Source organism: Microbacterium oxydans, assembly GCF_000956525.1.
GTDB classification, from domain to species: domain Bacteria; phylum Actinomycetota; class Actinomycetes; order Actinomycetales; family Microbacteriaceae; genus Microbacterium; species Microbacterium oxydans_A.
This window is the reverse complement of the sequence record NZ_JYIW01000025.1, coordinates 309,482-333,970: the sequence shown is the minus strand read 5'-3', so window position 1 is coordinate 333,970 and position 24,489 is coordinate 309,482. Positions and strand designations below refer to the sequence as shown.

At 68.7% G+C, this 24,489-nt stretch carries 21 protein-coding genes and 1 tRNA gene; 10 read left to right on the top strand and 12 right to left on the bottom strand.

The window, feature by feature from the left end; all coding sequences use genetic code 11:
- Positions 1-102: 102 nt before the first annotated feature.
- On the top strand, positions 103-1,020 hold the full coding sequence (locus RS83_RS11905; RefSeq protein ID WP_045279722.1) for a dihydrodipicolinate synthase family protein: 918 nt from the start codon (positions 103-105) through the stop codon (positions 1,018-1,020).
- Entirely contained in the window at positions 1,017-1,736 is a 720-nt protein-coding gene (locus RS83_RS11900; RefSeq protein WP_045279721.1) for an SDR family NAD(P)-dependent oxidoreductase, read from the top strand. The genes RS83_RS11905 and RS83_RS11900 overlap by 4 nt, the downstream gene beginning before the upstream one ends.
- 66 nt (positions 1,737-1,802) lie before the next feature.
- Here the strand turns inward: RS83_RS11900 and RS83_RS11895 are convergent, their stop codons facing one another.
- From RS83_RS11895 to RS83_RS11885, 3 genes are read right to left on the bottom strand one after another with little or no spacing between them, the layout of a single operon-like run.
- A complete protein-coding gene (locus RS83_RS11895) occupies positions 1,803-3,116 on the bottom strand; it encodes a hypothetical protein (protein ID WP_045279720.1) in 1,314 nt (437 codons plus the stop codon).
- Between the two features lie 50 nt (positions 3,117-3,166).
- Entirely contained in the window at positions 3,167-4,027 is an 861-nt protein-coding gene (locus RS83_RS11890; RefSeq protein WP_230113990.1) for a carbohydrate ABC transporter permease, read from the bottom strand.
- On the bottom strand, positions 4,024-4,956 hold the full coding sequence (locus RS83_RS11885) for a carbohydrate ABC transporter permease (RefSeq protein WP_045279719.1): 933 nt from the start codon (positions 4,954-4,956) through the stop codon (positions 4,024-4,026). Before RS83_RS11885 ends, RS83_RS11890 begins: the two co-directional genes overlap by 4 nt.
- Before the next feature lie 229 nt (positions 4,957-5,185).
- On the opposite strand from RS83_RS11885, the gene RS83_RS11880 reads away from it, so the two are divergent.
- Together RS83_RS11880 and RS83_RS11875 are read left to right on the top strand one after the other, a co-directional pair.
- A complete protein-coding gene (locus RS83_RS11880) occupies positions 5,186-5,989 on the top strand; it encodes an IclR family transcriptional regulator (RefSeq protein WP_045279718.1) in 804 nt (267 codons plus the stop codon).
- A 90-nt stretch (positions 5,990-6,079) separates the two neighbouring features.
- On the top strand, positions 6,080-7,240 hold the full coding sequence (locus tag RS83_RS11875) for a mandelate racemase/muconate lactonizing enzyme family protein (RefSeq protein WP_045279717.1): 1,161 nt from the start codon (positions 6,080-6,082) through the stop codon (positions 7,238-7,240).
- Between the two features lie 121 nt (positions 7,241-7,361).
- On the opposite strand, the gene RS83_RS11870 is transcribed toward RS83_RS11875, so the two are convergent.
- Entirely contained in the window at positions 7,362-11,360 is a 3,999-nt protein-coding gene (locus tag RS83_RS11870) for an NEW3 domain-containing protein (protein WP_045279716.1), read from the bottom strand.
- 119 nt (positions 11,361-11,479) lie between these two features.
- Between RS83_RS11870 and RS83_RS11865 the strand changes: the two genes are divergently transcribed.
- From RS83_RS11865 to RS83_RS11855, 3 genes are all read left to right on the top strand, one after another.
- Positions 11,480-12,445 carry an acetylxylan esterase gene (locus tag RS83_RS11865; protein WP_052679094.1) on the top strand — a complete coding sequence of 322 codons (966 nt, stop codon included), beginning with the start codon at positions 11,480-11,482 and terminating at the stop codon, positions 12,443-12,445.
- An 81-nt stretch (positions 12,446-12,526) separates the two neighbouring features.
- Entirely contained in the window at positions 12,527-13,255 is a 729-nt protein-coding gene (locus tag RS83_RS11860; RefSeq protein WP_045279715.1) for a response regulator transcription factor, read from the top strand.
- A gap of 47 nt (positions 13,256-13,302) precedes the next feature.
- Complete coding sequence (locus RS83_RS11855; protein ID WP_231587776.1) at positions 13,303-14,754, top strand: sensor histidine kinase; 1,452 nt, start codon at positions 13,303-13,305, stop codon at positions 14,752-14,754.
- 239 nt (positions 14,755-14,993) lie between these two features.
- Here the strand turns inward: RS83_RS11855 and RS83_RS11850 are convergent, their stop codons facing one another.
- From RS83_RS11850 to RS83_RS11825, 6 genes are all read right to left on the bottom strand, one after another.
- Entirely contained in the window at positions 14,994-16,568 is a 1,575-nt protein-coding gene (locus tag RS83_RS11850; protein ID WP_045279713.1) for an FAD-dependent oxidoreductase, read from the bottom strand.
- Positions 16,569-16,615: 47 nt separating this feature from the next.
- On the bottom strand, positions 16,616-17,485 hold the full coding sequence (locus RS83_RS11845; protein ID WP_045279712.1) for an FAD:protein FMN transferase: 870 nt from the start codon (positions 17,483-17,485) through the stop codon (positions 16,616-16,618).
- Between the two features lie 9 nt (positions 17,486-17,494).
- Positions 17,495-17,968, bottom strand: coding sequence for an FMN-binding protein (locus RS83_RS11840; RefSeq protein WP_045279711.1), 474 nt, complete (start codon positions 17,966-17,968; stop codon positions 17,495-17,497).
- Positions 17,969-18,063: 95 nt separating this feature from the next.
- Complete coding sequence (locus RS83_RS11835) at positions 18,064-19,098, bottom strand: ribose-phosphate diphosphokinase (RefSeq protein ID WP_045279710.1); 1,035 nt, start codon at positions 19,096-19,098, stop codon at positions 18,064-18,066.
- 7 nt (positions 19,099-19,105) lie between these two features.
- Complete coding sequence (gene glmU / locus RS83_RS11830) at positions 19,106-20,536, bottom strand: bifunctional UDP-N-acetylglucosamine diphosphorylase/glucosamine-1-phosphate N-acetyltransferase GlmU (protein WP_045279709.1); 1,431 nt, start codon at positions 20,534-20,536, stop codon at positions 19,106-19,108.
- A gap of 1 nt (position 20,537) precedes the next feature.
- Positions 20,538-20,609: transfer RNA gene (locus RS83_RS11825), tRNA-Gln, on the bottom strand.
- Between the two features lie 123 nt (positions 20,610-20,732).
- Here RS83_RS11825 and RS83_RS11820 point away from each other — a divergent pair.
- Genes RS83_RS11820 through RS83_RS11810 form a run of 3 tightly spaced genes read left to right on the top strand, consistent with a single transcriptional unit; the run spans position 20,733 to position 22,673 of the window.
- On the top strand, positions 20,733-21,212 hold the full coding sequence (locus RS83_RS11820; RefSeq protein WP_156153195.1) for a GNAT family N-acetyltransferase: 480 nt from the start codon (positions 20,733-20,735) through the stop codon (positions 21,210-21,212).
- Between the two features lie 28 nt (positions 21,213-21,240).
- A complete protein-coding gene (locus tag RS83_RS11815; protein WP_045279708.1) occupies positions 21,241-21,735 on the top strand; it encodes a MarR family winged helix-turn-helix transcriptional regulator in 495 nt (164 codons plus the stop codon).
- Positions 21,735-22,673 carry a pseudouridine synthase gene (locus RS83_RS11810; RefSeq protein ID WP_045279707.1) on the top strand — a complete coding sequence of 313 codons (939 nt, stop codon included), beginning with the start codon at positions 21,735-21,737 and terminating at the stop codon, positions 22,671-22,673. Before RS83_RS11815 ends, RS83_RS11810 begins: the two co-directional genes overlap by 1 nt.
- Before the next feature lie 49 nt (positions 22,674-22,722).
- Here the strand turns inward: RS83_RS11810 and RS83_RS11805 are convergent, their stop codons facing one another.
- Together RS83_RS11805 and RS83_RS11800 are read right to left on the bottom strand one after the other, a co-directional pair.
- Positions 22,723-23,382, bottom strand: coding sequence for a methionine ABC transporter permease (locus RS83_RS11805; protein ID WP_045279706.1), 660 nt, complete (start codon positions 23,380-23,382; stop codon positions 22,723-22,725).
- Positions 23,382-24,425 (bottom strand): methionine ABC transporter ATP-binding protein, encoded by a 1,044-nt coding sequence (locus RS83_RS11800; protein WP_045279705.1) that lies wholly within the window; start codon positions 24,423-24,425, stop codon positions 23,382-23,384. Before RS83_RS11800 ends, RS83_RS11805 begins: the two co-directional genes overlap by 1 nt.
- Between the last annotated feature and the right edge of the window lie 64 nt (positions 24,426-24,489).

Genomic DNA, 24,489 nt, shown 5'->3' with positions numbered 1-24,489 from the left:
AGCTTTCAGTGGTGGCGAATAACCGTTATATGGCAGACTATCTCACAATATGCATAACGTTTGCGAGAACGTCCGCACCGACGCGAAAGCAGGGAACCACTGATGGCTCCGACACTCCAGGGCCTGATGCCCATTCTGGCCACCCCCTTCGACGACAGCGGCGCCCTCGACCGGGCCGGGCTCCGCCGCCTGGTCGAGTTCGAGCTCGCCTCCGGCGTCGACGGCGTCGCCGTCTTCGGCATGGCGAGCGAAGGATTCGCCCTCACCACTGACGAGCGCCGGACGATCCTCGGCGATGTCGTCGAGATCGTCGACGGCCGCGTGCCGGTCATCGCCGGCGTCAACGGCACCTCCACCGCCACATCGATCGAGCAGTCCCTGCTCGCCGAGGAGGGCGGGGCGGATGCCCTGATGGTCCTCCCACCGTTCATGGTGAAGCCGCCGGCGGCATCCCTCGTCGAGTTCTACGGCGACGTCGCAGCCGCCACCTCGCTGTCGGTCATGGTGCAGGATGCTCCCGGCGTCACGGGCGTCGTGATGCCCCCGGCACTGATCGCGGAGATCGCCCGCCTCGACGGCGTCGACTCCGTGAAGGTCGAGGCACCGCCCACGGCTCCCAAGGTCGGCGCGGTCGTGAACGCGATCGATGATCCGACGTTCGCAGTGCTCGGCGGACAGAACGCACAGTTCTGCCTCGAGGAGTACGCGCGCGGCGCCGTCGGCACGATGCCGGCGTGCGAGTTCCCCGACCTCCTCGGTCCGGTGCTCGCGGACTTCGTCGCGGGGCGAGTCGACGAGGCCAGGGCCGGCTTCCGTCGTATGCTCCCTCTCGTGCTGATCGGGTTGCAGGGCGGCATCGCGTGGGCGGTGCACAAGGAGATCCTCGTCGCGCGCGGCATCATCGAGCATGCGACGGTTCGCTATCCCGCTGCTCGGCTGGATGCGGGCAGCCGCGCAGCCGTCGATCTCGTGATCACCGAGCTCGAGCTCCCTCCGCTGCCGTCAGCGGTGCGCGTGTGACCGCCCGCGGCGTTCTGCTGATCGGCGGCGGCTCCGACATCGGACTCGCGATCGCGCGCGCCTTCGCGGCGCGCGGTGACGCGGTCGTCGGGGTCGGTCTCGACACCTCGGACGACCCGGTCTTCACCGCATACCTGACCGCCGACTGCAGCCTGCCGGATGCCGCAGACGGCGCGGTCGCCGATGCGCTGCAGGCGCTCGGCCGGCTCGACGTCGTGATCCTCGCCGCGGCGCGCATGCCGATCGGACGGGCCGAGGAGACGAGCGATGCGGACTGGCGCGGCGCCATCGGCGCGACGCTCGACTCCGCGTTCTTCACGGCGCGTGCCGCTCTGCCGCATCTCTCCGCCGGGGCGGCGATCGTGGCGGTGACCTCGGTCAACGCCACCCTCGCCGCGCCGGCACTGCCCGCATACGCAGCCGCGAAGGCGGGGGTCGAGGGCCTGGTGCGCCAGCTCGCACTCGACAACGGGCCGCGCGGCATCCGCGTGAATGCGGTGCAGCCCGGCAGCATCTCCGCCGCCGACACCGGCGAGAGCGAGGGGTATCCCCTCGGACGCATCGGGCGCCCTGACGAGGTCGCCGCGGTGGTGGAGTTCCTCGCCTCCGACGCGGCATCCTTCGTCACCGGTGCATCGGTCCCGGTCGACGGCGGCCTGTCGATCTCCTCGCCAGCCGCGTGGCTCAAGCCGGCACTGCGAGACCGCTGGCTCTGACCTTCCCGTCGACGCAACGACGATCGCCGCGCCCCCTGAGGGGCGCGGCGATCGTCGTTCGGGGGCTCAGCTGTTCGAGTCGAGCAGCCCCTGGACTTCCTTCTTCAGCGCGTTGAGACCAGCCTGCACATCGACCTGACCGGCGAGGATCGTCGCGACGCCGGCACCGATCGCCGCATCGATCTGCGCCGTGACGGCCACACGATCCCACGCGGCACCCCTGGCGTGCTCCGAGACCTCGGTGCGGAACGCGACCTGGAACTTGTCGGCGGCGAGCGCCGGGATCTGGTCGGCGACGCTCTTGGCCGCAGGGGCGACCGCGGAGTTCTCGTAGAGCGCCGTCGCAGCCTTGACGTTCGTCGCAGCGTACGAGATGAACTCGCGGCTCGTGAGCTCACCCTCGCCGGCGCTCGCGAACAGACCGCTGCCCCAGGCGCGGTTGAAGGACTCCTTGCCCCCGGCGGTCGGGCGCGAGATCGCACCGATGTTGGCGATGATGTTCTGCGCGGCGCCGTTGGTCTTCACGAAGGTCGAGGCCAGCGGCGCATCGTCGTAGATCGCGGCGCGACCGCTCGCGAACAGGATGCGCGCGTCGCTGCGTGCGACGTTCGTCTGGGTGAGCCCGTCGTCCTGCAGCGACTTGTACCAGGTGATCGCCTTGACGCTCTCGGCGTCGCCGATCGTGCACGTGAGGTCGTCGGTGACGACATCGCTGCCGAAGCCCCACATCCAGTGCACCGCATCCTTGAGGTCGGGGTTCTTCGTGACCGCCGCGTACGGGATCAGCGACGAGTCCTGCTTCTTGATCTTCTCCAGGGCCGTCGCGAACTGCTCGACGCTCATGCCTGACTTGATGCCGACGCTCTTCGCGATCTCGCCGTTCGTGATCATGCCGATGCCGGCGGCCGTGAGCGGGAGCACGAGCAGCTTGCCGTCCATCGTGTACGAGTCGAGCACGCCCTGCGGGATGCCGAGGCCCTTGGCGAGGTCGGTGAGGTCGGCGAGCACGTTCATCGGCGTGAGCACCTGCCATCCGCCGGACTGCCCCACGCCGAGGAGCTTGCCGGAGCGCCCGGTGAGCGCCAGCTGCGTCGCTGCCTGGTCGTACGGGTAGATCACCGGGGCGACCTTGACGCCGGCGTCCTTCGAGAACCCGTCGAGGATCCCCTGCCAGGCTGCCTTCAGGGCTTCCTCGCCGAGCGAGTTGCCGTAGAAGTTGATGGTCTTGGCCTTGGTCGCGGCGTCGGCGGCAGCGCCGGCACCTGCGCCGGGGGCGGTCGGCGTGGCGCAGCCCGCGAGTGCGAGCAGGCCGAATGCGGCCAGTGCGCTGCCGCCGCCGAGGAAGGCCCGGCGACTCAGCTGCGAGTTCGAGAGGTTCATGGAGACTGCTCCTTCGTGATGTGGGGGACGTGCATTCGGGTGCGGCACCGCTACCCCTTGACGGCTCCGGCGGCGAGGCCGGAGACGAAGTAGCGCTGCAGGAGGATGAAGATGATGACCAGCGGCAGTGAGGTGATCAGGGATGCCGCCATGAGGGCGGGCCAATCGGCGGTGCCTTCGCGGATGAACGCCTGCGTCAGGCCTGCCGGCAGCGTCTGCTTGTCGGGGCCGGCGAGGGTCAGGGCGAACAGGAGGTCGCTCCAGCCCCGCATGAACGCGAACATCGCGCCGGTGATGAGTCCGGGGACGACGAGCGGGAACACGATGCGGAACATGGTTCCGGTGCGCGACAGGCCGTCGACCTTCGCGGCCTCCAGGATGTCGTCGGGCAATCCGTCGATGATGCCCTTCAACAGGAAGACCGTGAGCGGCAGCGTGAAGGTCGTGAACGAGATGATCAGCGCCGTGTAGGTGTACAGCAGTCCGGCCGAGCTCAGCATCAGGTAGAGCGAGATGAGCAGCAGCGCGCCCGGGATCAGCTGCCCGATCAGGAACATGAACATGATGGCGTTGCGTCCGCGATACCGGAACTTGGAAAGGGAGTACGCCATCAGCCCGCCGACCAGGACTGCGAGGATCGCGGTGCCGGTCGAGACGATCACGCTGTTCATGAGGTTCTTCAGCAGCGCGTCGTTCTGGAAGAACCCGATGAAGTTCTCGAACGTGGGGTCGGTCGGGAAGAACGGACGATCCAGCGCGAAGACGTCCTCCTTCTTCGTGAACGCCGTCGAGGTGAGCCAGTAGATCGGCAGCAGCCCGAAGAGGGCGAGCAGCACGAGCAGGACGCGTCCAGGGATGGACAGCGTGGGTCGGATGATCGATTCTCCGATGTCGCGACTGCGGCGCATCATTTCTCCAGCCGTCGGTTGAGGAGCAGGTATCCGCTCGAGATGATCGCGAGCAGCACGAGCCACAGGGCGCCCATCGCTGACGCCTTGCCGAGTTCGTAGCTGCCGAACGCGAGGTGGTAGAGACTGACGGCGAGGGTCGTCGTCGAGTTGCCCGGCCCACCACCGGTCATGACGAAGATGGTGTCGAAGTTGCCGAAGTTGTAGATGAACTCCAGCACGGCCACGAGGGTCACCGGTCCCGCGATGTGCGGCAGTGAGATGTAGCGGAAGCGCTGGGCGCGCGTTGCGCCGTCGATCGTCGCCGCTTCGATCTGCTCGCTGGGCAGTGTCTGGAGCACGGCGAGGGCGACCACCATGATCCACGGGAAGGAATGCCACGTCTTCGCGATCACGACGGCGGCCATGGCGCCGACCGGCTGACCCAGCATGCTGACCTCCGGCAGTCCGAAGGTCGCGAGGACGTGGTTGACCACGCCGTAGCTGTCGTTGAAGATCCAGGCCCAGAGGAAGGAGACCACGACACCCGGCAGCAGCCACGGCAGCATCAGCGCACCGCGGAGGATGTTGCGTCCGCGCATCCTCGCGTTCAGGAGCATCGCGAGCGCGACGCCGAGCACCAGCGGGAAGAGCGTCGACAGCGACGCGAACACCAGCGTGGTGCCGAGCCTGGCGACGAACTCGTCCCAGACGGCCGCATAGTTCTCGAAGCCGACGAAGGTGCGCTCTGGCCGCAGCAGGGACTGGTCGTAGAGGCTGGTGCCGATGCTCGACACGAGGGGGAAGATCGCGATCACGAGGAACAACAGGACCGCGGGAAGTGCGATCATGAAGCCGAAGGTGCGATCCTTCGCACCCAGCGTGGAACGACGCCCGGAGCGCGGCTCGACCTGCTCGCGGCTCGCAGGCCGCTCGAGGGTGGCTTGTGACATGGCATTCACTTTCCGAGTAGGGGCGACCCCGTGCGGGGTCCTGCACGTCGTCGTCGCAGTCGTCGACGGTGACGTGTCGTCAGTCAACCACATTGCGGATGCGAAATCCACAAAATGCATAAGACACCCACATTTGTGTTGCTCCGCATCATTTCTCTCATTAGGATGACTGGCAGCGGCGACGCGCCGCAGCGTCGCACGAGCGGCGGCACAGTGAGGAGCAGACGCGATGGCATCGGAATCCGTGGGCGGCACCCAGACGGTCGAACGGGCGATGTCGTTGCTCGCGTGCTTCACCGAGGAATCGGGTGAGCTCCGCGTCTCCGAGCTCTGCACCCTGACCGGCCTCGGCCAGTCCACCGTGTCGCGGATGATGTCCGCGCTCGACCGCATGAAGTTCGTCGTGCAGGACGGCCGCACCGGCCTCTACCGCCTCGGCCCTGCGGCCGTGTCGCTGGGAACCATCGCGATCAACGGCTCCCCGATCTTCCGCGCCTCGCGCCAGATCGCCCAGAACCTCGCGCGCAGGATCGAGATCGGTGTGAACGTCGCCGAGCTCAGCGGGTTCACCTTCACCTACCTCTGCAACTTCGAGGGGGCGCTGGCACCCAAGTCCTTCGCGATGGCCGGCCGCACCGGGCCGCTGCACGCCACGGGCCTCGGCAAGGCGCTGCTGTCCGGCATGCCCAGCGCGATGGTCGACGAGTACTTCGCCCAGACGCCGCAGCGGTTCACGCCGCACACGATCGTCGACCGCGATGCGATGCAGGTCGCCCTGGATGAGACGCGCAGCCGCGGCTACGCCACCGAGATCGAGGAACTCGCCTTCGGACGAGCGTGCATCGCGGCTCCGATCCACAACAGGGCCGGCGAGATCGTCGCCGGCCTCTCGGCCAGCGGCCCGCTCTCGGTGCTCGATCTGCATGAACCCCACCAGGAGCTCGCCCTGCAGCTGATCGAGGCGGCCGACGAGATCTCCGTCGCCCTCGGCTACAGCCCCTCCCGCACCGCGAATTCGTTCGCGGCCCTCTGAGCCCACCGCCGCGGCGCACGCGGCAGTCCGACCACACCGCCCCGGCACCGGCCGACGGCGTTCAGCCCAGCTCTGTCTTTGGAGACCCTTGTGAGAATCGCGCGCGTCCAGACCTTCCCGCTCTACCTCTCGAAAGAGGATGCGGACAACTCCTACGCCGGCGACACCGCCGTCGAGCATCGCGGCTACGTCATCCGACCGCCGTGGCGCAGCCTCTACTCCCCCGGCTACGAGACGCTGCTCGTCAAGATCGAGACCGAGGACGGTCTCGTCGGATGGGGCGAGGCACTGGCGCCCGTCGCCCCGGTCGTCGCCGCAGCGATCGTCGACAACCTGCTCACGCCGCTGATCATCGGCGAGGACCCGCGTTCGGTGCGGACGCTCTGGCACCGGATGACGGAGTCGATGCGCGAGCGAGGGCACCTCACCGGCCACCAGGCCGATGCCATGGCCGCCGTCGACATCGCCCTCTGGGACCTCTGGGGGCACGCGACCGGGCTGTCGGTCTCCGAGCTCGCCGGCGGACGCTTCACCGAGGTGCTGCCGACCTACGTGTCCGGCATCCGCGGTGTCGATGACGCCGAGCGCGCCGACAAGGCGGCTGAGCTGGTCGATGCCGGCGTGCGCCGCATCAAGCTGCACCTGGGCGTCGACATCCGCACCGATCTCGCGACCTACGACGCGATCCGTGCGGTGCATCCCGATCTCGATGTCGCCCTCGACGCGCACTGGACCTATCGGCTCGGCGAGGCGAAGGTGCTGGGCAAGGAGCTCGACGATCGACGGGCCTGGTTCTTCGAGGCGCCGCTCGCGCCCGAAGACGTCGAGGGCCACCGCGATCTCGCGGCGTCTCTCGCCACCCCGATCGCGATCGGCGAGGCGATGCGCAGCCGTTTCGAGTTCACCGACTGGCTCACACGTCGCGCTGTCGGCCTCACCCAGCCGGACATCGGACGCACGGGCATCACCGAAGGACTCGCGATCGCGGCCGTCGCCGACGCGTTCCACGCGCAGGTCGCCCCGCACCACTCCGCGGCGTTCGGCATCGCGATGGCAGCCGGCGTGCACGTCGCGGCGAGTGCGGCGTCGCTGCTCGCCTTCGAGTACCAGCCGTTCACCCTTCCGGTCGCCAACCGCCTGCTGACGACTCCGCTCGAGGTGCGTCCGGACGGCGGGTTCGTCGTGCCGACCGGCCCAGGACTCGGCGTCACGGTCGACGAGGCCGCCATCCAGGAGTACGTGCGCCACTGAGTCTCCTCCCCTCTCGACCACGAACGGGTGGGTGGGGCCGGATCCGTACCGGCCCCACCCACCCGTTCCCGTGTCGCGACGTCTGCTGTCGCAGCCGACGTCGTCGGCGCGTGCTCCTGCCTCAGTCGCCGACGCGGACGAACTGCGCGGCGCTCACGCGATGGATGCTGGTGTTGCGCACCTCGAGCCGCACAGTGCCGACGGCATTTGCGCCGTAGCGGTAGGTGCCGAGCGAGCGCCAGGCGGCCGCGCCCTCCGTCTGGTTCACGATGACCTCGCTGCTGCCGCCCTGGTGCTCGACGACGTATGCCGCGGCGGTGGTCGTGGTGGGGTTCGTCGGGTACCAGACCGACACCCGGTACAGTCCCGCCTGAGGCAGGTCGACGTTCCAGGTCACGGTGCTGCCGACCGACCCGGTGTCGCTGTAGCGGGTGCGCGTGCCGTTCCACCCGGACAGCCCGCTGGGGAACCACGTGCCGGTCTCCAGGTATCCGGGCCACGGCGACTGGGTGTGTGCGATGACGCCCTCATCGGCGACCCGCACCAGCACGCCGCGACGCAGCGTCTGATCGAGCCTGGCCTCGAAACGAGTCGATGATCCGGGCGCGACACCCGAGCCTGCCGTCACCGTCCAGGTGTGGGTGAGATCGGACCGCGGCGGCACGGTGACGGTCGCGCTCTGCTGCCCGACGCTCCATCCGGTGATGCCGTAGAGCGCGAGCGTGCCCTGCAACGGCGTCACACCGGTGTTGATGACCAGCGCCGTCAGCGTGGCGACGGCGCCGGGACCGCTGATGATCTCGGTGTCGGTCGTCAGCGACACAAGGCGTCGCCGATCGATGATCTCGATCGCAGCGGGCCGGAGCACGACGGGCGATGCCCCCTGGACCGTGAGCGAGCCCTTCACCTCGACCTCTCCGAGGGCCGCATTCGACGCGATGACGACCGCGGCCTCGACCCGAGCGGATGACTCGGCGGCGACCGAGACCGGGGGCACGGCGGCCTCCAGCGTCCAGCCGCTGGGCAGCGTCATGCTCACGGAACCGGTGATCGCAGCCGCGGTCGCGTTGCGCACCTCGATGATCAGCGGCACGCGATCGCCGGCCGTGCCGGTCGCCTGGGCGACGACGTCACCGGCGATGCCCGCATTCTGGCCGCTGATCCGCGCCGGCAGCCGCAGGGTGACCTCGGCCGTGGTCGCCCCGCCGGATGTGATCGCATAGCTGAACGTCTTGGCGAGGTCGTCGACCGGGATCGTCCATTCGTAGGGGTACCCCTTCGCCGGCGCCTGCTGCGCCGTCTGACTGCCGATGCGATAGCTCAGCGTCGCGGTCTGCTCGGTGTCGATCTGCACGTAGGCGTCGTAGCCCTCCCCGTCCGGCCGAACCAGCAGCATCCCGCGGGCGAGCCCGTACTCGGTCGACGGGGAGGTATCGACCTCTCGGAAGCTGTCGGCGCCGTGATCGACGATGTCGTCGGCCGGCAGCGCCGGCTTCGCCACGGTCACGCCGCGCACGACGAGGGCGAGCAGTCCGCGCCCCGGCACGCTCACCGTGATGCGCCCGTTGGTCGCCGTGCGAGTGGTGCGGCCGCCGTCGGCCGCGACCACCTCGACCGTGGGTGCCGCGGTGCGCGCCACCCCGGTCAGGTCGCTGGAGAGATCGACGGTCACCTGCTGCGCACCGGCGGCCGAGTTGGTGAGGCTGATGTACAGCGAGTCGTTGCCGGTGCCGCCGATCCAGTTGACCAGCGGGTTGTCGAGCGCGATCAACCCGGCCGGGAAGTACGGCCACACGCCGTCCTCGCCGAAGAAGGTGCCAGGGGCGTGGCCGTACGCGAAGAACTTGAAGTAGGCGAAATCCGCCTCGAACACATGCGGGAAGTCGATGCTGCCCGCGCTGCGGTAGTAGCTCTCGCTGATCAGGTAGTCCATCGCGAGGCCCAGTTGGGCTGGCGCATGGTGGAAGTAGTAGCCGGTGATCCCCACCGGGCCCTGCGTCGCGAAGTCCGGCTTCATGTGAGCGACCTGGAACTGGCGACCGTAGTAGCCCGGGTAGGTCGTGAAGCGGCCGATCACCATGTTGTGCGCGATATCCGCGATCAGCGTGTCGCCGGTGTGGTGCGCGAGCCGCAGGAGCGCCCCGGCCCAGCAGGGGTTGAAGACGTAGCCACCGCCGGGATTCGTGATCGTGCTGACCCCGAGCTTAAACGAGGACAGCGCCTCGAAGGTGAGCCCTGACGGCGAGACGTACCAGGCGGGCACCGTCTCGCTCTGGACCGTCGTGGTCGGGTAGTCGGGCAGTGACGACCGCGTCTCCCAGTCGTACTGCTGCGTGATCACATGGCCGCTCGGCACGGTCACCGTCTGGTCGGGCACCGGCCTGACCGTGGTCTGCGTGATGAAGCGCTGCACCTCGCGATAGGCGCCGTCGAGGAACTCGGCTTCGCCGGTCACCTCGAAGAGCTCGAGCAGATCGACCCAGTACTTCGAGAAGCTGTAGGCGAAGCCGCCCGGCGGCTGCCCGTTGCTGCGGTACGGGGTGAGGATCTGCTCCTGCACGTAGCGCGATCCGATCAGCTTCGCCTCGGCGAGATAGGCGGGATCGCCCGTCGCACGGTAGGTGGCGAGCGCGTTCGCGAAGGGGGCTCGACTCTGCCCGACGGTCCCGGCCTTCGTGGCCTGCACGGCGAGGCGTTGGATCCCCGCGTTCCGGCCGTGGGTGAGCTGGTAGAGCGCGGTGAGGTTCACGGCATCCGTCGGGATCCTGCCGATCCGGTACTGCGTCGTGTCGTTGTACACGGGACTGCCGATCACCGGCGAGTGTCCGATGCCCTTGCGCGACAGCTGGTACTCGATGAGCGGTCGGGCCCGCAGCTCGTACAGCGTGCCGTCCGCTGTGCCGGTGAGGTAGTGGGCGGAGAGCACCACACCGCTCGCCGCGGCGCGCACCGCGTCTTCGTTCTCGACGTCGACGAAGCCCTTCGCGCGGTTCCACCATCCCGAGTTCGACGGGATGTAGTCGACGGAGTCGTCGCCGCTCGGCTCGACCGCGATCAAGTCGGCCATGGCATGCACCGCGTCGGTCAGCGAGCGTTCGTAGACGTTGTGCCGATACGCGGTGAGACCGTACTCGCCTCGGCACAGCTGCGTGTACGTGCCGTAGAGCGTGTCGGCCCGGGCTGCCAGGCCGAAGGCGAATCCCCGCGACTCCCCCGCCGCCATCGCGGCGCGAAGGCCCGGCTGCGGCGAGTACATGCAGGGCACGATGTCGAGGCTGTCGTTGCGCAGGCTCATGCCGTATGGCTGGCGGTCGGCCATCAGCTGGCGTTCGTGCACGAACTCGGCGACCTCGGCCGGCAGGTAGACCCCCGAGGTCACCGCGACATTGCCGACGGCGTACTGGGTGAGCGCCATGGGTGCGAAGAGCTCCCATGCACCGAGCGGCGCTGATCCGTCGAGTACGGAGAGCGCGTGCTGGTACGACCCGCAGAGCACCTCGTCGAGGTCGTCGATGCCCTTCGAGTCCTGACTCTGGTAGCCGACGATGTAGTCGCCGGCAGTCTTGGCGGTGAGCACGTAGTGCGCCTCCGGGTTGTCCCCCTCGAGCCGCCAGCGGACGACGAGGTCGACATCGTCCGTGCTCGTGCGCAGCTCGATCGCCTGGGTGCTCAGCACCTGGAAGGAGGTGAACCCGAGCCAGCTCGGCTGCAACGGACCGTAGAGTTCCGGCGCACTGCCGGAGGGAAGCGTCCCTTCGAACACGATCCACTGCTCATCGAAGCGGTGGGCAGGATCCGTCAGCAGCAGCCAGGCGCCGTTGTGCTTGACCTCGAGGTCGCGGACGATGGTCTCGCCGCCGTCCCACTGGGCGCGGGAGAACGTCATCCGATGGTTCTGTCCGACCAGTTGCGCCACCTGGGTCAGGGCCAGGTTGGGCTTGGCGAGCCTCCGCAGCGCATCCGGATACGAGCCGACCACGGTGGTGTCGGCCGAGGCGGGCGACGACGCGGCGAGCGGCGAGCCGATCACCGGGGGCAGGACGCCGGCGATCACCAGCATCCGCAGCACAGATCGACGGCTCCACAACAGGGAGCCGTCGTCGGCTCCCGCATTCTCCATTGAATCCATGATCCACATATTGCAATCAATATGCGAACATGTCAATGGACCGGCATCCGCTCATCAGGAGCGCCGGTAACGTCGTGGCGAGCGACCACGCACACACAGGAAGGCAGACGATGACGCACGACCAGCCGGAGGAGATGACCGAGTACTCGCTGAGGGAGCTCCTGACACCCGCGCCGGCCCCTGCCGAACCCGATGGCTTCGACGCGTTCTGGCGAGCGACGTTCGAGGAGTTCGGTGCCGGTCCCGTCGGCTGGCGACTCGAGCGCGAGCTCGCCCCCACCGACGCGCATCGGATCACCGAGATCCGCTTCGACTCCTCCGCCGGCGAGCAGGCCGTCGCGTACGTGATGGTTCCGCACGCGTCGGAGGCCGTGCGTCGCGGCCTGGTCGTCGGCCACGGCTACGGCGGACGCACCGGCCCCGACCTCGACCGCGTCCCAGCTGACACCGCCGCGATCTTCCCCTGCGCGCCCGGCACCCACACCGGCGTCGACAGCCGTTTCCCCGCAACCCCGGACCAGCACGTACTCGCCGGCATCGAGCATCGTGACACCTACTCGCACCGCTTCACGGCCGCAGACCTCTGGCGTGCCGCCACCGCGCTCCTCGACATCGCCCCCACGGCATCCGACGCCCTCGATTACAGCGGCGGCAGCTTCGGCGGCGGGATCGGGGCGCTCGCCCTCCCCTGGGACGCGCGGTTCCGCCGCGCAGCACTCGACGTGCCGAGCTTCGGCGACCACACGATCCGCCTCAGCCGTCGGTGCACCGGCAGCGGCGAGGCCGTGCGCCAGCACCTGCGTGCACACCCCGAGGTGCGCAGCGTGCTCGACCACCACGACGCCGCGATCGCGGCCCGGCGACTGCGGATCCCGACGCTCGTGTCGGCGGCGGTGCTCGACCCTGCCGTCGATCCTCGGGGGCAGTTCGCGGTCTACCACGCGCTCCCCGGCAGTCGACGGCTCAGTGTCCGGGCCTGCGGACATCTCGATGGCGAGATCGGTCAGCTGTCCGATCGGCTCGCCCTGCAGGACAACATCGACTTCCTCGCGTTGCCGGATGATCGACTCGCCTGAACACCGCGCGCATCGAGGTTTCACAGACAAGCCATAGCTCGCTCCATAGATATCACATAGGAGATTCCGCAGAATAAGGACATGAGCAACGATCTCCCCGAACTGCGCCGCCCCGACGGCTCGCCCCTGCGCATCCTCGCCGTCGACGACGAGCAGATGCTCACCGACCTCCTCGCCATGGCACTGCGCATGGAGGGCTGGGAGGTCCGCACGGCGTCGTCCGGCATGGAGGCCCTGCAGGTCGCACGCGAGTTCGAGCCGGACGCACTCGTGCTCGACATCATGATGCCCGACCTCGACGGCATGGCGGTGTTGAAGCGACTGCGCGAAGCGGGCAGCCTCGTGCCGGTGCTCTTCCTCACCGCGAAGGATGCCGTCGGCGATCGCGTCGCCGGCCTCACTGCAGGCGGCGACGACTACGTCACCAAGCCCTTCAGCCTGGAGGAGGTGATCGCGCGGCTGCGCGCCATCATCCGCCGGACCGGGCACGCCATGGCCGACGACGGCCAGTCGATCCTGCGCGTCGCCGACCTCAGCCTCAACGAGGACAGCCACGAGGTCATGCGCGACGGCACCGAGATCGACCTCACCGCCACCGAGTTCGAGCTGCTCCGCTACCTGATGCGCAACGAGCGACGCGTGCTATCGAAGGCGCAGATCCTCGACCGTGTCTGGAGCTACGACTTCGGCGGCAAGTCGTCCGTCGTCGAGCTGTACATCTCGTACCTGCGCAAGAAGATCGATGCCGGACGCACCCCGCTGCTGCACACCGTCCGCGGCGTCGGGTACATGATCAAGGCACCGCAGTGAGCACACCCGCGATGACGCGGCGGCCCATGAGCCTGCAGACACGGTTGATGACCGCCGTGATCGGGTTCGTGTCGCTGATTCTCGTGATCGTCGCGGTGATCACCAGTGCCCTGCTGACCAGGACGCTCGAGGATCAACTCGATCAGAAGCTCTACAGCAACCTGCGGGGGCTCGCAGCGATCGTCGAGCCGGTGCAGCCGAGCCAGGCGACCGTCGACAACGTCCTGCAGGGCCAGAGTCTCCAGGCACCGGGACTGCTCTTCGTCGTCGCGAACCAGGTGACGGGCTCGAGCGGTGTCGTCAACTCGAGCAACAGCGGTGACCTCCGCGGAACGATGAAGGAGCTGACGAACGAGCAGCTGTCCCAGATCGCCGCGGCGCTCGAAGGCAACCACGTCGCGAACGTCACGATCAACGGTGTCGGCTCGTATCGGGTCGCCATCACGTCCACGCCGAGCGGTGTGGCCATCGTCACCGGTCTGCCGCGCGACGAGATCCAGAACCAGCTCACGACACTGCTCACCGTGATCGCGCTGGCGACGCTGGGCGGACTGATCCTGCTCGCGCTCACCACCGCGATCACGATCCGCGTCAGCCTGAAACCGCTGCGCGCTGTCGCCGCGACCGCGATGCGGGTCGCGACCCAGCCGCTCGATCGCGGCGAGGTGACCATCACCGAGCGGATCCCGGCAGCCGAAGCAGACCCTCGCACCGAGACCGGTCTCGTCGGGGCGTCCCTGAACACCCTGCTCGATCACGTCAACACCTCGCTCGCGGCGAGACAGAAGAACGAGGAGCGGATGCGGCGCTTCGTCGCCGACGCCAGCCATGAGCTGCGCACGCCGCTCGCATCGATCCGCGGATACTCCGAGTTGTCGCTGCGCGCGATCAGCATGCAGCCGCCGGCCGAGGCTCTCGAGGGCACCACGACCTCGCTCGAGCGCATTCAGGCGCAGTCGCTGCGGATGACGCGGCTGGTCGAGGATCTGCTGCTGCTCGCCCGCCTCGACGAAGGTCGGGAGCTCGTCTACGGCACGGTGGATCTCGCTCGACTCGCACTCGAAGGGCTCTCTGACGCTCGCCCCACCGCGATCGATCACGAGTGGGCGATCGAGGTGCCCGATGAGCCGGTCGTGATCGTCGGAGACGCCGGACGCATGCACCAGGTCGTCGCGAACCTGCTGGCCAACGCCCGCACGCACACCCCTGCGGGCACCGTCATCACGCTCAGTGTGCGCCAGGAGGGCGACGAGGCCGTGCTGCGCGTGCACGACAACGGCCCAGGCATCGATCCGGGGGTGCGCGACGAGCTGTTCGCCCGCTTCGCCAGGGCCGACACGTCGCGCGCCCGCCAGACCGGCGGCACCGGTCTCGGCCTCGCGATCGTGAAGGCCATCGTCGAAGGTCACGGCGGCGAGATCACGGTCGCCAGCGAGCCTGAAGACACGACGTTCACGGTGCGGCTGCCGCTCAATCCGGCATCCGTCCCCAAGGCCTGACCCCCTGGCCTGAACCCTCTGGGGCCAGCGACGTGCAGGATGTTCGGCGACGTGCAGGAGACAGCGACGGCGATTCATCCTGCACGTCGCGAATGATCCTGCACGTCGCCCACCGCCGGCGCGAACCCGAGACGACGGCGCATCTCACAGAGCCTCGATACGGCTGCGTGCACGCCCGAGAGCGGCGAGGATCGCGGATTCCACGACGAACAGGACGCATATGCCGCGGCGCGACGCCCTCAGTACCCGGCGAAGGCGTCCGTGGTCAGGCCGTGGGCCTTCTGCAGCGCAGGGGCGAGGTCGGCGATCAGCCGCGGGGGGCCCGAGATGAACGCGTGGCGCGAGCCGAGGTCGGGCACGGAGCGTTCGAGGCCGTCCGCATCGAGCCGCACTCCCCCGGCCCACGTCCAGTGCGCCGGAAGGTCGGTCGGCTCGTCGCGGGTGAACACGACGGTCCGCACGCCGGTGGCGGCGAGTTCGTCTCGGAACGCCAGCTCGCCGGCATCCGCCGCGACGTAGACGAGCACGATGTCGCGCTGCTCGCCCGTCGCCTGCAGCTGCCGCAGCTGCGAGACGAACGGCGTGACGCCGATCCCTGCCGCCACCATCAGCACCGGCGTCTCCGCACGGGGCAGGATGAAGTCACCCCAGGTGCCGGTCACCGCGAGCGTCGCGCCGGGCTCCGCCGCCGCGAGCGCCCGCTTGTAGCTCGACGGATGCTGCTGGTCGCCGTTCTTGTAGGCGATGCGCAGCGTCGGCAGATCGGCCGGCGCTGAGACGATGCTGAACTCGCGGCGGGTACCGCGTGCGTCCGCACGACGATGCGGCACATCGAGCTCGAGGTACTGCCCGGGGAGGAACGTGAGCTTGCCCTTCGCCCGGAACGTCAGCTCCTGCGCGGTCGGCGTCACGAATGCGCGGCGCTCCAGCACGAGCCGCACCGACCCGCGCACCGCGAAGGCGAAGGCGAGCAGGTTGCCGATCAGCAGCGCGCGTTCCTGGCCGAGCGTGAAGAGGCCGGCGACCGAGATCGGCCATCCCGCCAGCACGCCGACGAGCACCGCGACCGCGAACTGCTGCCGGCGACGCGGCGGCAGGGTGAGCGGTTCGGAGAGCATGAATGCGCCGAGGAAGAGGAACGGCGACTGCAGCAGTGCGAACTGCACCGCGGTGCCGAGGTCGAACGCGATGTCGAACTGCTGCGACTGCACGAGCTGCCGCACCACCGAGGTGACGAGGGCGACGCCGAGGAACAGCAGCACGACCCGCACCTTCTCAGTCCGCCACAGCACCGCGAGGCCGAGGATGAGGGCCGGAGCGAACAACGACGGCGTCCCCACCCACCACGAGGCCGATGTGCCGAGCCATTCGAACGCGCCGAACGATCCGAGGATCGAGACGAACGCTGCACCGAACGCGGCGGGGTTCAGGATGTGGCGTCCCCGCCAGGCGATCAGGTACTTCGACAGGCTCGCCACGGCGCCGGCCACCGCGAGCCCGAGCAGCGTGGTCGGTTCGAGGCCCGGTCGCAGGACGAACAGCAGGATGAGGGCGGTCACGAGCGAGGACTCGATGCGCCACGGCAGCCGCAGCACGCGCTGCGCCGCGGCGTCGACCGCGGAGATCACGACCGCGAGCACGACGAACGTGACGACGATCTCGAGCGGTGCGGGCGAGACGATCACGCCCAGGGTCGAGAGCACGAACGCGATCGCCGCGAGCGCGAGGAGCGCGAACAGCACGAGGCGGTACATCGACAGGGCGCCGAGCAGTGCGAGGACTCGCTGGCGCGCGGCGGTGAATGCGGTGATCACGGTGTCACTCTCTCTCGTCGTGCTTCTGGTGTGCTGGTCGCCGGCGCTCAGCGTCGTGGGGCTGCGTCGGCCAGGAACAGCTCGGCGGTGCAGCCCGGCGACCGCTGCACGCGTCCATCGGTCGACATGCGCACCCACTCGACGCCCCAGTCGGCGGCGAGCTCAGGGCCACCGTCGAAGAACAGGGCGGTGGCGACGGCATCCGCCCGCATCGCGTCCGGCGCAAGCGCCCAGGTCGCGGCCCAGGTGCGCACCGGCACGCCGGTGCGGGCATCGAGCACGTGATGCAGTCCGTCACCCCAGGCGCGCCTGTTGGTCGCGGACGCGCACAACGCCCCGTTCTGCACCGTGAAGACGCCGATCGCCCTGGTCTGGTCGTAGGGATGCTCGAGGGCGACTCGGGCGGCGGCGCCACGGAACCGCATGTCACCACCGGCATCCACCACCACGTCGCCTGGAACCTGGTCGAGGGCGTCGAACACGAGGTCGACGAGTCGCCCCTTGCCGAGCGCCCCGACATCGAGCAGCGCAGGCGCGGATGCCGCGGCGCCCGAGTCATCCCACGAGACCCGTTCCCGCCACGCCACCGGTGCCGCCACCGGCTCAGCCGCGATGAGCGAGTAGCCGGCGTCGTAGCCGAGGGCCTCGAGGCTCTCGCCGACGAGCGGATTGACCGCGCCGGCGGTCGCCGCGGAGAGCTCACGGTACGCGTCGAGCATCGGCGCGGCATCCGGGGAGCGGAGCACGCCACCTGATCGTCCGAGTCTCGTCACGTCGGAGTCGTCACGGAACCGCGACCACTCCCGATCGAACCGCTCGATCTCGGCCGTCACGACGTCCCGCACCTCAGCGGTCAGCTCGGTCGGGCTCTCGATCTCCCAGCGTGTGCCGATCGCGTCGAACTGCCAGGTCGCCATGATCGGGCGTCAGGCGGCAGCCTGCTCCTTGATCGACTCGACGGCGGTGTTGAATCCGCCGCTCGTGAGCGAGGAGCCGGCGACGCGGCTGACCTTCAGGTCGTCGATCGGCTTCCCGACGACCTCGGCGGCGATGCCGTCGATGAACTCGCCCTGATAGCGGGTGGTCTCCGGTGCCTTCGGATCGCCGGTCACCTCGACGTCGGTCACCACGCCGTCCGCGAGGGTCAGCGTGACCGAGATCTCCTCGACCGTCTCGGGCGTCTGGTACGAGCCGTCGGCGGTGTAGGTGCCGTCGGCGTATGTGCCGGCGGCGGCATCCGAGCCCGACGTGGATCCGGTGCTGCTCGTGCCGGTGTCGCCGGTCTTCGACGTCGCCTCGGCGTCGGCGGTGCCGGAGCATCCTGCCAGGACGAGGAGCCCGGCGATGCCGACGATCGCGGAGCTCTTGCGGACAGCGGTCGGTACGGTCGTGCGGATCATGGTGGTCCTCCGGCTCTGTTCGGGACAACTGTATGTCGTTGAATCGACCGTACGGACAGGTCCTATGCGCGGGCTGTGCTCACGCGATGCGTTGGTCAGGCGTCGCCGCCGAACATGCTCGTGACCGAGCCGTCCTCGAAGACCTCGTGGATCGCACGGGCGAGCAGCGGGGCGATCGGCAGGATCGTCAGGTTGTCCCAGCGACGCGACTCGGTGAGCGGGATCGTGTCGGTGATGACGACCTCGTCGATCGAGGCGTCCTGCAGACGCTCGGATGCCGGGTCGCTGAAGATCGCGTGCGTGGCCGCGACGATGACGCGGTGCGCGCCGGCAGCCTTCAGCGCCTGCGCGGCCTTGACGATCGTGCCACCGGTGTCGATCATGTCGTCGACGAGGAGGCAGGTGCGTCCAGCGACGGTGCCGACGATCTCGTGCACCGAGACCTGGTTGGCGACCTTCGGGTCGCGGCGCTTGTGGATGATCGCGAGCGGGGCGCCGAGGCTGTCCGACCAGGTGTCGGCCACACGGACGCGGCCCATGTCGGGCGAGACGACCGTGAGGATCTCTCGGTCGGCGGGGCTCAGCGTGCGCTTGAAGTAGTCCAGCAGCACGGGCTTGGCGAAGAGGTGGTCGACGGGGCCGTCGAAGAATCCCTGGATCTGCGCGGCGTGCAGGTCGACGCTCATGACGCGGTCAGCGCCAGCGGTCTTCAGCAGGTCGGCGACGAGGCGGGCGCTGATCGGCTCGCGTCCTCGGCCCTTCTTGTCCTGGCGCGAATAGGGATAGTACGGAGCGACGACGGTGATCCGCTTGGCCGATGCGCGCTTGGCGGCATCGATCATGATGAGCGTCTCCATGAGCCACTCGTTGACCGGCTCGCCGAAGGTCTGGATGAGGAAGAGGTCGCAGCCTCGGATCGACACGTCGAAGCGAGCGTAGATCTCGCCGGAGGCGAAGGTGCGGTGCTCGGTCGGAGCGATCTCGGTGCCGAGGGATGCCGCCACATCGGCGAGCAGCTGCGGGTGCGAGCGCCCGCCGGCGACGACGAGCCGCTTCTTCGTCTTGGCGACGAGACCCGGGGCGATACCGTTGTCGCGATCCAGTTCGACCGTCTTCTTCTTGCGCGCCATGGTTCGCCTATTCCGCCGATCGTTCCTTGGCTGCGGCGTCCGCCGCACCCGTTCCTGCTCTGTTCTTCTCGACCCAGCCGTCGATGTTGCGCTGAGGCGCGACGGTCATGGCCAGAGCTCCGGCGGGGACGTCCTTCCGGACGACGGCACCGGCGCCGGTCTTCGCGCCAGCACCCAGCCTAACGGGCGCGACGAGGGTCGTGTGCGAGCCGGTGTGCACCTCGTCCTCGATGACGGTCCGGTGCTTGTTGACGTCGTCGTAGTTCGCTGTGATCGTGCTCGCTCCGAGGTTCACGCCGCGGCCGATGGTGGCGTCCCCGACGTACGAGAGGTGCGGGACCTTGCTGCCCTCGCCGATCTCGGCGTTCTTGGTCTCGACGTAGGCGCCGATCTTGCCCCTCGCGCCGAGCACGGTGCCGGGGCGGAGGAACGAGAACGGTCCGACCGTCGCCTCTGCGCCGATCACGGCGAGCGTCGCGTCGGTGCGGCGGACGATCGCGTCCTCCCCCACCTCGCAGTCGACGAGCGTGGTGTCCGGACCGATGATGGCGCCCTCCCCGATCGTGGTCGCGCGCAGGATGTGCGTGTTCGGCAGCACCGTGACGTCGGGCGCCAGGGTCGCGTCGTCGTCGATCCAGGTGGTCGCGGGGTCGATGACCGTGACGCCCTCGAGCTGCCAGCGCTTGACGATGCGGGCGTTGAGCAGGCGGCCGACCTCGGCGAGCTGCGCCCGGTCGTTCACGCCATAGGTGACGGTGACGTCGGAGACGACGGATGCCGCGACGCGGTCGCCGTCGCGACGCAGGAGTCCAGGGACGTCGGTGAGGTACATCTCGCGCTGCGCGTTGTCGACGCCGACCTCGGGCAGGTACGTGCGCAGCGTCGCCGCCCGGAACACGTACATGCCGGCGTTGATCTCGCGGACCGCTGCCTCGTCGTCGTTCGCGTCCTTCTGCTCGACGATGCGATCGACGCCGCCGTCTGCATCGCGGATGACCCGCCCGTACCCGCGAGGATCGTCGACCACCGCCGTCATCAGCGTGGCCGGGGCGCCGGAGGCGCGGTGCTCGGCGAGGAACGCCGAGAGCGTGTCGGCATCCGCCAGCGGGCAGTCGCCGGAGAGCACGAGCACATCCCCATCGAACTCGGCCGGAAGCGCGTCGACCGCGACCTGCACGGCACGTCCGGTTCCTGGCACATCGTCCTGATCGATGAACACGGCGTGCGGGTAGTCCGCGGCGAGGGCCGCGACGACCTGGTCGCGCTCGTGCCGCACCACGACCTCGATGTGGGCTGCGCTGAGGCGTCCTGCGGTGGTCAGCACGTGTCCGACGAGAGGACGCCCGCCGATCGCGTGCAGCACCTTCGGAAGCCGCGACTTCATGCGAGTGCCCTGGCCCGCTGCGAGGATGATGATGGCGAGACTGTTCTCTGTCATGCTCCGCCGCCAGGACTCGAACCTAGACCTCACAGCTCCAAAGGCTGTCGTGCTGCCATTACACCACGGCGGACCGCAGCGCCCGAGGACGCCACCGGTCAATTCTGCCATGGCCGGGGTCTGCTGCCCGGCGTGACGACGAAACCCGTGCAGGCGTCGACATCCGCGCGAAACACGAGCCGGAGATGATGGAGCCGTGGACACCGTCATCGAACGCATCGAGACCGCCGAGCCGGAGCTGGCGGCATTCCTCGTCGCGCACCACCAGGACATGGAGGGGACCGCCCCGCCGGAGAGCCGGCATGCGCTGCCCTTCGAACGTCTGCTCGTGCCGGGCGTCCGACTGTTCGCCACGATGGAGGGCGGACATCCGATCGCGACCGGGGCGCTCGCCACGGTCGGGGACGGGCATGAGGAGCTCAAGTCGATGCGCACCGATCCGGCGCACCGCGGACGCGGACTCGCGCGGGCCATGCTCGAGTTCCTGATCGCGGATGCCACCGCCCGCGGCATCCATCGACTCTCGCTCGAGACGGGGAGCATGGACTTCTTCATCCCGGCCCGTCGGCTGTACGCCAGCGCGGGGTTCCGGGAGTGCGAAGCGTTCGGCCGCTACCTCCCTGACCCGCTCAGCACCTTCATGACGCGGTCGCTCGACGACTCCTCCGTCGCCTGATCCCGCCCCCGCACGCGATAATGAACGGATGAGCGCAACGGACGAGGTCGATCGGATCGTCGGCGCGTGGAACACGCAACGCCCCGACCTCGACTTCTCGCCCCTCGAGGTGCTGTCGCGCATGGACCGGCTCTCCCGTCACCTCGACCGCGCACGTCGCGATGTCTTCCGTCGCAGCGACCTGGAGCCGTGGGAGTGGGACGTGCTGTCGGCGCTGCGCCGCGCCGGCTCGCCGTTCCAGCTGTCCCCCAAGCAGCTGCTGCAGCAGACGCTCGTGTCGAGCGGCACCATGACGAACCGCATCGACCGGCTCGTCGGCCGCCGCTTCGTGCGACGCGAGGCCGACCCTGACGACGGGCGCAGCGTGCTCGTGACGCTCACCGACGACGGCAGGATCCGGGTGGACGCCGCGATCACACGCCTCGTCGACGTCGAGGCCGACCTGCTGCAGGCGCTCTCGCGCGGAGACCGTGACCGTCTGGCCGGTCTGCTCCGCAAACTGAGCCTGAGCTTCGACGCCTGATGGGCATGCCCTCGCCGCTCCCGGTCCGCGATGGAGTCGGGGCGACCCGCCTGCGGGTGCCGATGTCGGGCCCGTGGCCGACCGTGGCCGCCTACATGACCGAGCGCTTCTTCCATCTCGATCCCGACCAGCTGCTCCAGCGCTTCGACCGCGGTGAGGTCGTCGCGCATGACGGCCGCCCCCTCGCCGGCGATACGCCACTCGGCGTCGAGGAGTTCGTCTGGTACTACCGTGACCCGCCGGTGGACCGGCACATCCCGTTCGAGATCGAGATCCTGCACCAGGACGAGCACCTCCTCGTCGTCGACAAGCCGCACTTCCTGCCGACGATCCCCGGAGGGAAGTTCCTGCAGAACTCCGCCCTGATCCGGCTGCGTCGTCTGCTCGACAACGACGAGCTCGCACCGATCCACCGCCTCGACAGGGCGACTGCCGGTCTGCTCATGTTCTCGACGCGTCCTGCGACGCGCGGCGCATATCAGCTGCTGTTCGAGAACCGTCAGGTGCAGAAGGTGTACGAGGCGGTGTCTGCGCTGCCAGAGGGATGGGATGCCGCGGCTCCCGCGGTCGGCGGCCGGCCGTTCCCGATCGTCTACCGCAATCACATCCGGAAGGACCGCGCCGAGCTGCGGGTGCAGGTCGACGATGTGCGCGAGCCGAATGCGGAGACGCTGATCGAATTCCTGCGGGCCGACGACCGGGTCGTGCACACGCTGCTGCGCCCGCACAGCGGCAAGATGCATCAGCTGCGGGTGCATCTCGCGGCGCTCGGCATCGGCATTCTGAACGACCCGTTCTACCCCGAGCTGCGCGGCGAACTGCCCGATGATTTCGACCATCCCATGCAGCTGCTGGCTCGGGAGCTCCGCTTCACCGATCCGATCAGCGGCGCGGAACGGGTGTTCACCACGACCCGCTCCCTCCAGGAGGCTCCCTGAGCCCCTTTGGGTCCCTGAGCCCCTTTGGGTCCCTGAGCCCGTCGAAGGGTCAGCGCCGCATGACCTTGCGCGCCAGCGTCGTGCCGAGCAGCTGCACGAAGTGCACGAACACCACGATCAGCACGATCGCGGCCCACATCACGACCGGCTCGAACTGACGGAAGCCGTAGATCTGGGCGAAGGCACCGAGACCGCCGCCGCCGATGAGACCGGCCATCGCAGTCATGTCGATGAGTGCGACGACGATGAACGTGTAGCCGAGGATGAGCGGTCCGAGCGATTCGGGGATCGCGACCGTGAAGAGGATGCGCCAGGGGCCCGCGCCCATCGAGCGGGCGGCCTCGATCACGCCGGGTGAGACCGACACGAGGTGCTGCTCGACGATGCGTCCGATCGCGAAGGCCGCGGCGAGACCGATGATGAACGCGCCGGCGGTGGTGCCGATGCCGACGCCGACCACGGCACGCGCGAACGGCTGAGCCACGGCCATGAAGATCACGAACGGGATCGGACGGAAGAAGTTCACGGCGAGGTTCGCGATCGTCGATACGACGGCGTTCTGCAGCAGCCCGCCACGGCGGGTGACGTACAGGATGATGCCGATCAGGAGTCCGAGCACACCACCGAGCACGAGCGCGAACGAGGTCATGTACAGGGTCTCGAGCGCTGCGGCCCAGAACTCGGGGCCGAGTTCGATCAGACGATCCATCAGCGGGTCTCCTCTCGCGCGATCTCGGTGACGTCGATGCGTTCGCCGATCGAGGCGAGTGCGCGATCGATCGCAGCGCTCTCTCCGCGGATCGCGAGTGTCAGGTGACCGAAGGCGCGGCCGCGGATGTCGTTGATGCCGCCGAACACGAGCTCGAAGTCGAGCCCCGCTGTGGCGAGGTCGAGGAACACCTGCGCCTGCGAGGAGTCGCCGTCTCGGAACGAGAGGGTGACGATGCGCCCCTGGTGCCGTTCGCGGAGCACCGCGAGCTCGGCCGGTGACGGCACGCCCTTCACGACCGTGCCGACGAAGCGCTGCGATGCGGGGTTCTGCGGTGCTGAGAACACGTCGAACACGTCACCCTGCTCGATCACCCGTCCGCGCTCCATCACCGCGACCTTGGTCGCGATGGTCTGGATGACGTCCATCTCGTGGGTGATGATGACGATCGTCACGCCCTGTTCCTGGTTGACCCGCTTGAGCAGGTCGAGCACCTCGTGCGTGGTCTGCGGGTCGAGCGCACTGGTCGCCTCGTCTGCCAGCAGGATCGCAGGCCCCGTGGCGAGTGCGCGCGCGATGCCGACGCGCTGCTTCTGCCCGCCCGAGAGCTGCTCCGGGTACGCCTTCGCCTTGTCGGCCAGGCCGACGAACGACAGCAGCTCGGTCACCCGCGCCTCGATGTCGGCCTTCTTCCATCCGGCCAGCGTGAGCGGATAGGCGATGTTCGCCTTGACACTCCGGGAGGAGAACAGGTTGAACTGCTGGAAGATCATGCCGATCCCACCGCGGACGCGGCGCAGCTCGCTCTCCTTGAGGGAGGTGATGTCGACGCCGTCGACGTGGATCGACCCTGCGGTCGCCGGCTCGAGCGCGTTGATGAGACGAACGAGTGTGGACTTGCCGGCACCCGAGTATCCGATGATGCCGAAGACGTCGCCCTTCTCGATCTCGAGGGTCACGTCGTCGACGGCGACGATGTCGCCGTCTCCCGGCGTCCGCGACGGATATGCCTTCGACACGTTCGTCAGGCTCACGATCGGCATGTGTGCTCCGGTCTGGTTCTGGGAGAAGACGAATCGGGTGACGCGTGTGGCGTCACCCGATTCT

Bases quoted from the DNA above. Each gene is read 5' to 3' on its own strand.
- RS83_RS11805 (WP_045279706.1), bottom strand. From the start codon at position 23,382: ATGGATCGTCTGATCGAACTCGGCCCCGAGTTCTGGGCCGCAGCGCTC.
- RS83_RS11880 (WP_045279718.1), top strand. From the start codon at position 5,186: ATGGCATCGGAATCCGTGGGCGGCACCCAGACGGTCGAACGGGCGATG.
- RS83_RS11815 (WP_045279708.1), top strand. From the start codon at position 21,241: ATGAGCGCAACGGACGAGGTCGATCGGATCGTCGGCGCGTGGAACACG.
- glmU (WP_045279709.1), bottom strand. From the start codon at position 20,536: ATGACAGAGAACAGTCTCGCCATCATCATCCTCGCAGCGGGCCAGGGC.
- RS83_RS11840 (WP_045279711.1), bottom strand. From the start codon at position 17,968: ATGATCCGCACGACCGTACCGACCGCTGTCCGCAAGAGCTCCGCGATC.
- RS83_RS11800 (WP_045279705.1), bottom strand. From the start codon at position 24,425: ATGCCGATCGTGAGCCTGACGAACGTGTCGAAGGCATATCCGTCGCGG.
- RS83_RS11855 (WP_231587776.1), top strand. From the start codon at position 13,303: ATGACCGCCGTGATCGGGTTCGTGTCGCTGATTCTCGTGATCGTCGCG.
- RS83_RS11865 (WP_052679094.1), top strand. From the start codon at position 11,480: ATGACGCACGACCAGCCGGAGGAGATGACCGAGTACTCGCTGAGGGAG.
- RS83_RS11860 (WP_045279715.1), top strand. From the start codon at position 12,527: ATGAGCAACGATCTCCCCGAACTGCGCCGCCCCGACGGCTCGCCCCTG.
- RS83_RS11885 (WP_045279719.1), bottom strand. From the start codon at position 4,956: ATGTCACAAGCCACCCTCGAGCGGCCTGCGAGCCGCGAGCAGGTCGAG.
- RS83_RS11895 (WP_045279720.1), bottom strand. From the start codon at position 3,116: ATGAACCTCTCGAACTCGCAGCTGAGTCGCCGGGCCTTCCTCGGCGGC.
- RS83_RS11835 (WP_045279710.1), bottom strand. From the start codon at position 19,098: ATGGCGCGCAAGAAGAAGACGGTCGAACTGGATCGCGACAACGGTATC.
- RS83_RS11810 (WP_045279707.1), top strand. From the start codon at position 21,735: ATGGGCATGCCCTCGCCGCTCCCGGTCCGCGATGGAGTCGGGGCGACC.
- RS83_RS11890 (WP_230113990.1), bottom strand. From the start codon at position 4,027: ATGATGCGCCGCAGTCGCGACATCGGAGAATCGATCATCCGACCCACG.
- RS83_RS11870 (WP_045279716.1), bottom strand. From the start codon at position 11,360: ATGGAGAATGCGGGAGCCGACGACGGCTCCCTGTTGTGGAGCCGTCGA.
- RS83_RS11905 (WP_045279722.1), top strand. From the start codon at position 103: ATGGCTCCGACACTCCAGGGCCTGATGCCCATTCTGGCCACCCCCTTC.
- RS83_RS11845 (WP_045279712.1), bottom strand. From the start codon at position 17,485: ATGGCGACCTGGCAGTTCGACGCGATCGGCACACGCTGGGAGATCGAG.